This is a genomic window from uncultured Prevotella sp. (genome assembly GCF_946407605.1).
Classification (GTDB): Bacteria; Bacteroidota; Bacteroidia; order Bacteroidales; family Bacteroidaceae; genus Prevotella.
The window spans coordinates 91,932-105,950 of sequence record NZ_CAMJOS010000003.1; the positions used below are offsets into that span (position 1 = coordinate 91,932).

6 protein-coding genes are annotated in these 14,019 nt (G+C 44.8%); 2 read left to right on the forward strand and 4 right to left on the reverse strand.

Features of this window, described 5'->3' with window-relative positions; genetic code table 11:
- The first annotated feature begins 225 nt into the window (after positions 1-225).
- Positions 226-2,145, forward strand: coding sequence for a histidine kinase (locus tag Q0R57_RS02360; protein ID WP_294743542.1), 1,920 nt, complete (start codon positions 226-228; stop codon positions 2,143-2,145).
- 29 nt (positions 2,146-2,174) lie between these two features.
- A complete protein-coding gene (locus Q0R57_RS02365) occupies positions 2,175-2,933 on the forward strand; it encodes a response regulator (RefSeq protein WP_294743543.1) in 759 nt (252 codons plus the stop codon).
- A gap of 17 nt (positions 2,934-2,950) precedes the next feature.
- Here Q0R57_RS02365 and Q0R57_RS02370 read toward each other — a convergent pair whose 3' ends face one another.
- The 4 genes from Q0R57_RS02370 to Q0R57_RS02385 all read right to left on the reverse strand — a co-directional run bounded on the left by Q0R57_RS02370 (position 2,951) and on the right by Q0R57_RS02385 (position 14,007).
- Positions 2,951-4,534 (reverse strand): SH3 domain-containing protein, encoded by a 1,584-nt coding sequence (locus Q0R57_RS02370; RefSeq protein WP_294743545.1) that lies wholly within the window; start codon positions 4,532-4,534, stop codon positions 2,951-2,953.
- A 74-nt stretch (positions 4,535-4,608) separates the two neighbouring features.
- The gene (locus Q0R57_RS02375; RefSeq protein WP_294743547.1) at positions 4,609-8,118 is read right to left on the reverse strand and encodes a hypothetical protein; all 3,510 of its coding nucleotides are present in this window, start codon (positions 8,116-8,118) and stop codon (positions 4,609-4,611) included.
- Between the two features lie 195 nt (positions 8,119-8,313).
- A complete protein-coding gene (locus tag Q0R57_RS02380) occupies positions 8,314-10,473 on the reverse strand; it encodes a hypothetical protein (RefSeq protein ID WP_294743548.1) in 2,160 nt (719 codons plus the stop codon).
- Positions 10,474-10,476: 3 nt separating this feature from the next.
- Positions 10,477-14,007: a tubulin-like doman-containing protein gene (locus Q0R57_RS02385; RefSeq protein ID WP_294743550.1), complete on the reverse strand. Its 3,531-nt coding sequence runs from the start codon at positions 14,005-14,007 to the stop codon at positions 10,477-10,479.
- Between the last annotated feature and the right edge of the window lie 12 nt (positions 14,008-14,019).

Genomic DNA, 14,019 nt, shown 5'->3' on the forward strand with positions numbered 1-14,019 from the left:
TTAGTTATTTGCAAATTTAGGCATTTATAATTCATTAACCAAATTTTTGTATTGCTTTTTGATGCGTCAGAAAGGCCCTAAAAGAAGCAAAAAGTCTTCTTAATTGGCAAAAACGACCTTTTGTCTAATTGAGGGGCTTTTTGTAGTAAAAATACATCGTTCGATAAAACAAAAGGATGTGATATTTGTCATTTTCTTTAAAAAGAACTACCTTTGCATCGCAAAATGGGACGTATGTTAATTCTGTCAACAGTTAAGCATCATATCACGAAGTTACTTGTCATCGCGATAAGTAGTGTTTGCATGTCTTCATGTGATGACATCAGGCAGCCATCGGCTATGCCATATATGCAGCAGACGATGGACTCGCTGAAGATGTGGTATGCACAAATGGAAGGTGACTCCATGGATGCAGCGAGCAGACGGATAGAAGTCTTTTTAGACCAACATCAAGACGACAACAGCGACCCGATGCGCAGGTTACGGGCAGAATGGCTGAAGGCAAGAGGCGTCTATTATACGGCAATCAAAGGAATGCCGGATAGTGGGTTGATATACACAGAACGGGCCTTGGAAGAGATGCAGGACCTAGAGGGCGTAGATATGTTACGTGTGCTGGCCATGGCCAACAGGGCAGACTTCTATCGACAGTTGGGAGAGCTGGATAGGAGCGCTGACGGATACCTGCAGGCCTTGAAGACTGCTGACTCTACTGGCGTAGGCGACTCTCTGAGAATTCCTCTGATGTTGGGCATCAGCACGGCCTATACCTTTATGGGCGATTATCCCAACAGCCACCGCTGGTGGGAACGCTTAGGCACGATGCTGCCAAACATGAATCGGGGCGACCAGTTCATCTATTATAACAACCTTGGCAACGACCATTTCTTTCAGTCGCACTATGTGGAGGCACGTGACTGCTTCTTGAAAGCTGCCAGTCTGGTTGAAGGCGATAGAGACAAGCAATGGGACTATTATACGGCATTAGGTAATCTGGGCGAGATATACATCTGTCTCCATCAGGCTGATTCAGCCCGACAGATGATTAACCTGGCCGATTCGTTCTTCCATCAGGTCAATTTCTCTCCTCTTATATATTATATGGCAACATCACGTATGGAGCTGAAGATGTTGGAGGGAGATATGCAAGGGGCACAAGCCATTGCTTTGGCCAGTCCCAAGGATGATGTAAGCATACCTGCTGCAAAAGTGCTGAGGTTGAAAGCTCTGGAGCAGTTGATGAAGAACACAGGACGCTGGCAAGAGGCTGTGGCCATTCATGAAGAGTATCATCAATTGAACGACTCCATACAAACGGCACAGTCGGCCATGAGAATGAGTGCCCAGTTGTTGCAATACAGGAACGACAAGCAAATTATGGAGCAACAGCAGGAGATATACCACCAGCAGATGACTGCACGACTGGCATGGGCTCTGTTTGCAGTGGCTATCCTGATTGTTATCGTGCTGGTTGTACTCTATCAGTTGCGACTTCGCAGACATCGCTTGCTGGAGATGACAACACAACAGCAAATCATGACACTCCGTATGGAGAACACCCGCAATCGCATCTCACCTCATTTCATCTATAATGCGCTGAGCCATGAGATGCTTGGACAGATGGAAGGTAAGGCTGTGGACCTGAACGCGTTAACACAATTGCTGCGACGAGGTGTCGATCAGGCCGACATGCTCGATACCACCCTGACTGAAGAGCTGCGTTTCGTGGATTACTATGTCGAGATAGAAGGCAGGCAGATGAGCAAAGCGCTGCATTATGAGAAAAAGATTGACAATGACGTGGATCCGGATAAGGTTAGCGTGCCTGCCATGACCATACAGATCTTTGTGGAGAATGCCATCAAACATGGATTGCAGCGTCAGGGTGGGGAACTCACCATTCATGTCAGCCGACAGGATGACGGCACGCTGATAGAGGTCCTGGATAATGGTCAGGGACTCAAGCAGCATGTTCCTATGGAACATACAGGCATGAAAGTGGTACGCCAAACCGTTCAGCTTCTGAACGAGCACAACCACACAAAGATAACGTTTGGCCTAAGCAACCGTCAGCCATCGGGCTGTAGGGCATGGCTGCTTGTCCCCGATGTCTTTAACTATAAAGTCATGAAACGTGACAATTGATTTTTGGATAACAATAAACAACCTAATATATGATTAATAGACAGAAACTAACGAAAGTTTTTATCATTGATGACAACCAGGAAGCCGTAGAACTATTGCAGCGTCTGCTGGAGAAGAACTATTCCGTGGATATCGTAGGCACTGCCACCGATGCAAAGACAGCAGCAGATGTCGTCATCAGAACCGAACCTGATATCATCTTTTTGGATATTGAACTACCTTCTATGTCTGGTCTGGAGTTTTGCTCACTCATCCGTCAGGATATCAAGCCAGAGACCAAGGTGGTCTTCTATACAGGTCATGATAAATACATGTTGGACGCCATACGCCACCAGGCTTTCGACTACTTGCTGAAGCCACCTACTGAGCAGGACTTAGCTCAGATTATGACGCGCTATTATGAGAATAAGCTGGCGGGCATACCATCCGTGGGCATCTCTTCGGAACAGCTCCCCATCATTCTGGTGGTCAACTCCATGAACGAGCATACCACCCTGCGTATTGGTGATATCGCCTACTTCCGTTATAATCAGGATAGAAAGATATGGGAAGTGGTATGCATGAATGGCACCGTCTATCTGCTGCGTCATAGAACCACTGCAGATGTTATCCTTAACTATTCCACCGACTTTATCCAGATACACAAGCGTTTCATCGTGAACATCAACCAGATCAAGATGATTCAAGAGTCCGTCTGTATCCTGATGGAACCCATGGATGCTGTCAACGAACTCCGTATCAGCAAGAACTACCGTGCACAGCTGATGTCTGCCTTCTATTCGCTATAAGGGCTGTCCATTAATATTCAGGAAAAATACGACAACAGGTCATCGAGAATCTCTTTCTCGAAGAGCCAGTGCTGCATGCCACCCTTGATAGGCTGCGCCTGATTGATGCGCAGGTTAAAGGCATAGATGGGACGTATGCGCCAGGGGTGGTTATAGCGGTTCTGCCAGTCGAAGAGGCAATACTCCCAGTAGCCACCACGCCCGTTCCACCACTCACCCGTGGTATAGCCATTGCTTTCACCATATTTGTTCAACTCTGAGTGACGTCCGTACTGTCCCGCCTGCATATAGACATAATGTGGCGCGAGGGCATAGTTGATGATACGTCCCATGGACACACGACAAACAATCATCATCGGGTTCCTGTCGCTCAGACGATAAGGGTCGTGGGCATACGACCTGGCCACAGCCCTGCTCGCTGCGAAATAGACACCTATGCCGCCCCAGCTGCTCTTACTGGCCGAAAACGTACCACTGGTATAGGTGGAGGTGTTGCGAAGATAGGTGTTACGGTCGGTACTCCTCACGATGGCCTCGGCTGCTGTGAGGTCAGTACCGTGATAGAGCGTAACGGCAGGGATAAACGTATCTACAACCGTCCAAATGATGCCCTCGACCAGTGCTATGCCACCATGCCAGATGGGGTATTTCACCAGTCGGACGGGGAACATATAAATCCACGTCCAGAGGTCTTTGGCACCCTCTTCCTTGGCGGTAGGACGAAGCACCTCAAAGAACAGGGTGTAGATGCTGGTCATGGCGTAGATGAAGATGTTGTAGATGATGGCGTTTACCACACGCAGTGGCGTCAGGACGATATAAAGCACCACCTTCAGTACTTCGAGGGTAGGGCGCAGCCACGTCTTCACACCGTCACCCACCCAACTGGTTCGGAAGATATAACGCCACGGCTCTGACAGCACATACTGCGTCTTGTTGAGCAGATAGACAGGGAGCGACACTAACCAGTAGAGGAACCACATCACGTTGGCATAATCCGCATTCAGCGACTCCATGACACGCTTCAGACCAATGAAGGCTGCAAAACCCGCACCCACCAGGCCGCCCAGTTCGGAATTGTCGAATAGCACACCAAACACGATAGCGCCAATACCTGAGCAGATACCCATGAAGATAAGGAATGCCAGGATGTCTTGCCAGAATGCGAGTGCCACTAGGATGATGATGATAATCACTCCCCATTTGATGAGTGTCCATAGTCCCAGGAAGAGCCCCCCAATACTATCAAACAACCCACTAAACCAGCCGCTGTCAGAACTGGAGTACACCGTTGATGACTCCGGCACCTCCTGTTGCACGGGTGCCACATAAGACATATACCGCATCGACACATAGCCTTTTCGGCCATTGCGATACTCCAGGCACCCCCACTGTGCAGAGCCGTTGGATGTCACGAAGTCCACCTGCACCACCTCGCCTCTCCTCAGCGTTCCCATCTTGGAATACCCCGTTCCAGGACCACTCCTCACATTCAGCGTCTGAGCCGTCACCCTACATTGTGCAGGGTAATCACTTGCGAACACCGCCTGGCAGCATCCGATGATAAAGATGATAATAGTTATTAATAGGCGTCTATACATTTTTTTATTCTGACGGGAACTATGTATTCTCGTTTAACTTCCTCCTTGTCGGTTTACACGACAAGGACCTCAGATTATTTAGCTAATTGTCGGATATAACCATAGGGATCATCTGGACAGTTATTCATGATAAACCTTAGGCCTTCACCATATTCATCGTCACGTTCAAGCCACGAGGCTCTCAATTCCTCGATGTCTTTCATGCCGTTCTTCTCGGAGAGATAGAGGTCGGTCCAGACAGCGAGACCTTCAACCAATTGTTCGTGGCTGCTTCTTATCTTGATGAAGTCAGGATCATTATATTGCCAAATATGTGTCATCTCGTGTGCAATGATGCCATATGTGGTATCTGGCTTATAGCCATTTTCTACATAGAATACATCTGTATCCCTGTTACAAGCCAGTCCGATAAACTTCCTGACATCATATCCGTTGGTGATGTGGAATATCTTCCCATCCACTTTGTGTAGTTCTACGGCAGAAACCAGTTTGGCATTGTGTGGGATACTGTTGAAATCGATGCCCAGATGCGTCTTAAACGCAGTCTTTACCTGGTCGCATAGCATACGGAATGCATCTTCGGTGTCTATGGCATCCTTGGAGCAATCGGGACAGCGCATCCTGCCGTCATCAAGACGTTGCATCTCACTGTTCTTCATCTTCTTGCGACAGAAGTCACAGACTCCGAATGTGTCTTGTCTGTTAGTCCGCTCCGTAACCCCTTCCAATAGCTTCCCGCCTTTCTGACAAAAAAAGTCCCTGATAAAGTTAATGAGCACGTCTACGTCAAAATAAGCAGGCAGTTGTTCACGTCCATATTTCAGGAATGAGAACTTATCTCCAGATGGTCTATGCAGGAACTCATCATATCCCCCTGCAGGTACTGGTTCTCCCTCGGTCAGCCACATGAGATAGTCAAAGATATACCGGAAGAGATAGGCGGCCCCCATGATGTTATCTTTCGCCAAGGCCCCGATGAGTCCTAAATCAACATGTGCATCTTCTATGAAATAGAAAGATAATGCATTCTCATCATCCCTGTCATTGCAGGCAAATTTATTGAAAATCCAAGGCAAATCAGGATCACCCTCTCCAATAGATGAGATGATAAGATACTGGGCATGATGTGGGAAGATTGACTGCATGGCCTCATAGAGCAGAATCTGGAGACTCTTGCGGATATCGTTTTTCCGGTCAAGATATTCTTTTTTCTTTAAGAACCTGAAGGTTACTTTGAGTACACGTCCATTCTTGTACTTGCGTTCCTTCATCAAACTCGCATCAAAATAAGGACAATCGGTATGATAGTGACTGAATTCGTACCATTTGTCAACAACCACAGAGACACTCGTCTCAAATCCCTCAATATCAAGCTGGATCTTCTGTTTTGTAATGGGATGAGCCCATCCTCCATTGGGCTTTATGTTCATGTCCTCTATGACTTGTCGTTGACTGCCTATGGTTACTCGCCGTACTGGCTTATAGAACGAAACATTGAGCGCCTTGGTATTAGTAGCTCGAACCTTCAAAACCCTGTTCACGCTGTCGAAGCTAATGACCTCGTAGGGTTTTCCCGAGAAAGAGTGTGTCTGTCCCTTGTCAAAGTTTTGGAACAACAAGTCTTTGATAATAACAAACAACACATTGTCTGACTCATCCTTGATGGCTATGCGGTCCAGATAGGAAAGGTTGACGCTGTCAGAGAAGTCTAGTTGATAGATAGTTTGATAATGGTATTTGCTGCCATCAAACACAATGGTCTGCCGTGTTCTCAACCTGCCTGCCAAATCATTGGCGAAATAGGTTGTGAACAGCTGTTGGACGATGCTCGAAACAGACTTAATCTCATCCTGGTTGTAATACCCTTGCAGGAGACTGCGTAACTGCTCTTCACTCATTTCCGACTTCTGAAGCATTTCCAATAAGATGACAGCGAGTGTAATCCTGCTCTTGGTGAGGAAGGGCTGCAAGGCAAGGAAGGGATTGTTGACGAAGAAGTCGTGATTGGCATTAAAGTAGTCTCGGAAGAGATAGGGTCTGGACAGGACAATAGAGAAATTCTCTTGCTGACCTAGATGAATCCACTTGGAATAGGCTGCCGGAGCATTGTTGCTCTGGTCGAAAATGACGGAAAGAATCTGATCTTCGTTGATCTTATCCAAAGGTAGCAGATGACAATGAATCTGCTTGTTCATGTCTTCTTCCCATATAGGCATCATTTCACTTCGATAGGACTTGCCCAGTTCCTCTACTCCTTCAATGATATTGGTATAGGCTAAGTCAAAGAAATGTATCGGTGTAACCACCTTGTCTGTCTCACCAAGTTTATGACTCAAGGCAATAGGTATCAATTCACTACCTGCGGATAATGGCTCAGAAGGAAGTGCTTTCAGTATCAGTTTAAACCTGTCAAGATAGTCTTCAAGGTTGTATCCAATGAAGAATTGATGATATCCGTGGGGATATTGTATGAGCGTCTTTTCACTTGTTTCGGCTTTCGTGTCCCAAGTGTTCTTCAATGTGGGTTCAACCTCATTTAGATGTGGTGTGATGAACAGAAGTTGATACTGCTCGTTTTCAGTACGAAGAAGGGAAGAAAACTTACGACATTCATATAAGTTGGAAACGCTCTTGTCGAACAGGTTGACAACGATGACCAAGCCTATCCGTTTCATCCATTCCTTATTCAAACGGCGAGACGACAGCTCAGAAAGTGAAGTTACTGTTATGCTGGTGTTAAGGTCTGCATTGGATGAATACTCATCAAAGACTATTAGGTCGTTCTCCTTATTTAGCTGTTTTTTGAGTTCATCGGCAATCTCCTTCAGATAAGACTTTGACTTATCCTTTGAAAAGTGATTGGGAATGTCCATCACTATCAGTACCAACAGTCCGTTTTCCTTTTCCCAGTCGAACAGAGGGGAAATCTTTGTAAAGGCATCCACCAGATTACAGTTCTCAAGGAATCCATCAGCCCCTTTCGTTGAGGAAGTCCCCATAAAGCCTTTCATCAAGATATCAATCATATCCTGATTGTTTTTACCGGACTCCTTATCCCTGAAGAATTTTCTCTTCCAAGCCATGGAAAAAGCAGGGTATGTCTCTATGTATTGTTTCCAAAGCTTCTCCATGTTACTGCTTGGAAGAGAATCATTCCCTTCTTCTTCTGGAGTCTCTTTCTTTTCTTCTTCAGGCACTTCCGCCTTCAGATAATGGAAATATTCAACTAACGGAATGAGTCCAAATAGTCCAAAAGAGGATATGAGATAGAACTTGATACCTAAATACTCTGTCAAGAAGAAAAAGATACTATAGATGAGGGCTATAATGATAATGATACCCCCTAACATCCAATGATAGAAAGGTCTGCCAACTCTTGCGCGAAGCACTCCTGAAGAGTCAAAGAAATATGGGAAAGGAAGAACCTTGTCACGATCTTCCCTTCGAGAAGAGAACCCTTTGCGATACCATACAATCAGTTTCTTGTGAATAGCCTCTCTGTGAAGATACAAACGGATTCCCTGCCAGATGAAAGCACAGAGCAATACGTAAGCAGCCTCTACGTCATAATCTTTTAAAAGCAAACTGAAAACTGGCCAAGCTGCCACACTGACAAAATGAAAGAGTATGTACATGGCCACCACATATAGTAGAGCGAAACAAGGGACATGCCACCATTGATAGGCTCTCTTTTTCGCATCCTTGCTGTTAACAAACAAAGGTGCAATAAAGATTAGCAGAATGAGTAAGGCAATTGTAGAACGTATCATATACAATGGTTATTCGTTATTGATGTTGGTAACATTCAGACTATTCAAGAAACAGGTGATATTCTCGTATTTCTGTCCTGAAGATAAAGAAACAGTCATTGTCTGGAACTTTCTGCATACATCTTCTGGCAGACATGGCATTTCTTCGATTTGTAAACTCTTTATGCTAGAAACGTCATCCTTTCGCGGGTGTTCGTTAGCGCTTAGACCAGAGTAGTTTATCATATCTGACAGTTTCTCTTCCAGGGAGGAATAATGCTTCTCCCACAACTCAACTTGCATATTGTGGAACTTAAACAGATTCAGTTTACTTATAATCTCCTCAAGATTCTTCCTTTTTATATCGGCATCGTTTTGTTCGCTAACGCGCTTGTTGATATTGCCAAAATACCATTTTTTCTGCTCATTCATCTGGTCGAAGCAGTTGATAATCTTGATAAATATGGTTTTAATGGCATACTTGATGCGATACTGACTGATGATGGCCGCTATGGCACAGATAAGGGCAACAGCGCCAAAACAAACACCAATCCATATGGATCCTGAGGAATCGCCAGTAAAGAAATAGTGGAAGGCATAGCAAAGCGTTAAAATGAGGCAGACCACAATGCATATCCGGTAGGTGATGGATGCAAAGCCCAGCTTGACCATTTCCTTTTTTAGTTCTTCTTTATATTCTGCAAAGTTGGCCATAATCTTTTCCCGTCTTTCCAGATACATCTTCAAATCAGTCAAAAGATTCCCTGACTTGTTTGCTTCTGGGGCGGTGGTTCTTCCTGTTAGGCTTGATTCTATTTCTTTCTTGATGATTTCCAAGTCTGCATAGGATTTATTATCATAATCGCATTTCATCTCTTTTTCCGTGATACGGCCAGGCGATGAATAGCGTGGATGATCGTGCTCATTTTCATAGGCATATATTCTATCTAATATGTTAGATACATTAGTATACCAATGCCAGTCGTCAAAGAAGAACGGAACACGACGCAGGTCATGGAACTCGTCATATAGCCTGATTCGATGCTCATCGACTTCTACGTTATGATCGTGATGCACATTCGTTTCTGTAGACTTGGCGTTGCGCTGTGAAAAGACTTTGTATTTTACGATGTCTGCCGGTGTCATTCTTAATTCTCCACCTTCCTTCAGCTTAGTCAGATAGGAAGTGACCTCTCTCTTAAGCTGAGTCATGGCATCAGTATTCAACGAATGTTCGTTCATACTGCCGTCAACTATCGAAAGCTTGGATATCCATTTCCCTTCCATTGTTCCCAAGAGTTGAAGAAGGGAATTGAAAACCATTTCGTCTTTTTTCCTCTCAGTGAGGGTTCCAGTCCTCATTTTGAAGATGAAGCAATGACTATTACTCAACTTAGAAGAACATATACCTATGAGCTCGCCAACAGTAGAACGGAGCATGCTGTCATAGTTGAACTTGCTGAGATCGCCAATCGTCTTTATTTTAGAACATGCATCAGAGACATTATCATTGAACGGCTTGGCAGTGTTGGCCTTTGCCAACAATTCAGAAATCCTTGCTTTCTGCATGTTCAGTTTTTGCTGAAAAACAGAGTATTGATATCGAATGCTGCTGTCATCAAGACTTATGTCTATGGATGGCGACTTCAAGTTAGTGAGCATCTGGTCTCTTGCCACGTTGACAGATAACATTTCTGATGTAATCCATGTTGAGGACTGCCCAAAACAGCCGTCATAGGCAAGCGAGTGATAGAAACGGGCTGTTTGTGGCTCATCACTATCCCATTCCATGAAGATGAAGGTATAGCGAAAACGAGAAAGCAGTTGTGGTTCGTTTTTAAAAAACTCATCCACCTTTTCTTTGAACTGACTTGCTTTCTGGGCTGGGAAACATAAGTCCTGATCGGCCTGGTGGGCAAAACCGCCCACCAGGTCAATTGTTACAATGATACGAATGTCACCTCCTTGATCTTCAGCCGACAGACGTCGGCTTCCCAGGAGGTTCCTAAGGTTGATAAGTAGTTTCTGTACGTGCCCCTCCTGTTCTTCTTGGTCTAAAGGAAATCTTTCCAACGAGAGACGGTCATAATACAGGTATGGACCATGTCCGCTCACCAAGTCCATGAGCGGATTCGTTTTTTCAAAGACAAGTTTCCCTGTCAGATTCAGCAATACAGAAACGTCTTTCATATTTTATTCTTTCGGGTCAAAACGTCCGAGATCTTTGAACTGCTTAAGCCGGGCCATGGCAAGGTCAATATTACTCCTGTCCACATGCTTGAAGGTATATTCACATACCCTATGGGTATTGCCAGAAGGACCAAACACATCAAGAAGATGCTCTAACAGATCGTCAAAGAAGTAACTCTTCAATTGGGCGCCATCCTGATTCAGGAATTTATATAGCAGGGTGTTCTCCTTGGGTGAAAGAACACAGAACCAGTTGCTGGTTTGTTTCTCTTTGGGGAACAGATTGAACTTGAAATCAACGATGGAACGAACAATTTTAGCTTTCTTCATCTCTTCATACTCCGAAGAGTCATCGGTCTCTTTCTGAAGCCATTGGTCTTTGCCCTCTTCCCATAATCTGTCGGCCCTCTTCAATATCTGATTAACAATCTCTGGATTGGTGGTGAGTACGCTAAAGAGACGGTCTATGGCATATTTCAATGAATTACCTGTTAGAACCATCCTACCATCTATGTCCTTGATGAAATAGGATACATCGCCCACATATTTCCAGTAGTTGTCACCACCTCTTGACTCTGACTTGAAGTTACCTAAGAACAAGCCCCAACACAGAGCCTTGAAGACTTTCTTGATTTCTTCGGCCTGTGTAAAACCAATGTTGGGCATATAAGCAGGCAGGTGCCAGTGCTTGTCCAAATGTGGAGAATAGGTCTTGCTATTCATCTGGTTGACTTTGTCAATGACATCTTTATATGCCACATAATAGGTTCCCTGCGACTCGTCGGTCAAATCGGTCTTCTCCTTGGAAAGGAAGTTCTTGAAATACTTTTCAACCGTAAGTAGTGTCACGGCATTGACACGAATAATCTCGAAAGGACTGAATTGGTCTGAGCAAATACGGGTAGCAGCTTCTTTTGGGTTTGTGTCAACACGGATATCACCAAACAACTCATCGGCCATGGTCTTGGTTATCGTTGCTGAATCCAGACATTCCGGATTCAATCCCCAAGCATTGATGAAGCGTGTGTCTTTGTCAAGATTGTTTGGACCCCATATCTCAGCCCTGTTACGGAAGATGTTGAATTTCCTGATAATATAGTCGTGTCGATCTTTTTCCTCGCAATTATATTCAGCTTCCTTCTTGAGTGCCGCAAGTACATTCATTTCAGAATATTCAGGATTCTTCTCCTTGATAAGATTCTTTTGGAAAGAAATGCAGTCATCTATGATTTTCTGGTTTGCTGCTGCTCTAGCTGCCTTCTTGGTTTTCGCATTCATTCGTTTTGATGCCACACTGCCGGAAGTATCCAGTTCAGTAATCATATTGTCAAAGATGCTACGATAAAGTGATGCCGACAATTCTGGTGGGAAGAATGCAGAGGTGTCACGTCTGCTAATCTCATCGTAGAGGTCTTTCTTGTCACGTTCTGAAGCAAGAACGTATGATACACATGGGTCGTTATTGGCATCGTGCATCTTCAATAGCGATTGCATCGTATTATTTGCTTCATAGATTGCATTGGGCAGACTCATGAAGAAACTCTCCTCTTCTTCGATAAGTAGGTTAATCTGCATCAGCAAACCAGCATAAGTCTCCTCCAACAGTTTCTCCGTAGAGTACTTGGTGATATCCTGGGCCTGTTTTCTGGATTTAGTCTCATAGTTCTCCTTAGCTGCCTTATAGGCATCAGTGCCAAACAGTTTGGAGAATGTCTTGCCTAATAAGCCAGAACTCTTGTCGTTGGCTTCTTTCAGATTTTGACGAGCATCTTCTACACGGTCCTTGGTCTCGGGATTGTCAAATGCAGCTTTATATTTCTCATTAATCTGGGTGCCCAGTTTTTTGTTTTCTGTCTTCTTCTTCTCTAATCCCTGTTTCAGTAATGCCTGGATCTCGTAAAGCAGGTAGCGTACAGCCAGCGGATGCATCTCATGATCTTTTTCCAAAATGTAGGTGTTCAGATGGTTGCCGTCGGCCTGTGGATTCTTTGATACATAGTTTTCGAAGTCGTGGTCAATGGTTAGACACTGTTTGATAGCAAACGACTTGGTGCTGTCAATAAAGCTCATCACTTCATTACGATAATCTTCGAGTTCACGCTCTCTTCTTACTACGAATGACAGGTCATTGTCGAAACCAGTATTCTTGGTAAAATTGGGGTTGGCGGTGTTGCAGAATCCCTGAAGATCCTTCAACTTGTTGTTAGATTCAACAAGTTGTTTGACAAAGCTATCCACGCATGATAGATATACTCTGGCTTTCGACATACCGTCTTCCACGCCTTTTGAATGTATTTTGGTACTTTCCAAAATCTTTCTGAACTCTGTTCCTTCCCTTCCGGCTCCGTTCTTGGCAAGTGCCTCAACCTGTTGCATGAAGTGCTGGCCTCTGTTGGGCTCTGTAGTACGGATTCCCTCATCAATATTCTTCTTGTACTCAGCCAGGCGATCCTCAAAGTCTTTGTCAATGCGCAGCCATGTTCCGCTCAAGTTGTCGACAACGCGCTGATGGGCACAATAATTAATATTGTCGTCAACGGGATATACCAATCTTGATATGCCAAAGGATGCAAAACGGCTTTTTCCTTCGTTTTCAATCATCTGACGGATATCATTGATAGCTTTCTGGCGGTAGTTATCGCCGATAGGGTCAAAAGCGTTGGTGTAGATGAAGTCAATAGCCTGCTCCTCGTATCTCTTCTCGTTAATCAGGTTGCCGCCATCTGCACCAAAATAGTCGGTCAGGAAGCAGAAATCGTATGGGGGATCGGTAGGCAGTCCTTTGTCTTTCTGGCCTAACCGATATTCGAACTTCAGTTCCTCAATCTGACGTGATTTATCACTTTCGCAGAAAGCTGCTAGTTCCTTTACGCAGGCATAGGTGTTGGAACGTACGTTCTCCTTCTGGCCTTCAGAGAAGCCCATGATTCTATCATTGCAGAAAACGTCAGCTAGAAGAAAATAACCCGAAATTTTGGGGGCTGTGGCATTATTCTCTTTCATGGCGTTTTTTACATAATAGGCCGTTTGAAGGAAAGAACCGGCACCAGTACCTCCTGCCAAGCTACAAACAATATGTATCTTGATGTTACTACCTTGGTGACGGCCTGGGTCTGTGCTCAGCAGGTTTTGAATACAATTATTGATGGCTTGCATCTTGTCCTCGCTGATACAGGCCATAGAGGCCAGTCGTGAGGCCATTCTCACCTGTCCGGCGCCATCGCCCAGAGACATGGATAGCATATAGGGACTCTTTGTGTCAAACCAGTCTAACACTGTTGTCTTGGCTTTTATTTGGTCAATATAGCTACCCACGCTGCAACTTCTGTCTGAAGATGTCTTAACAACCGAACCTTCAGGCATCACAGCTAAGCGTTTCTTGATATCACTTTCGTCTGTGTCCAGGCATAGGAAACCTACGTTTCTTCTGTCAATCTCTGTAGGATTACTTGCGTCAAACTTTTTGTAAATCTGCTCGACGATGTTTGAGCCTACACCGCCCAATCCAATAATCAATGTGGTTGAAAATGCCATAGTTATTTATTG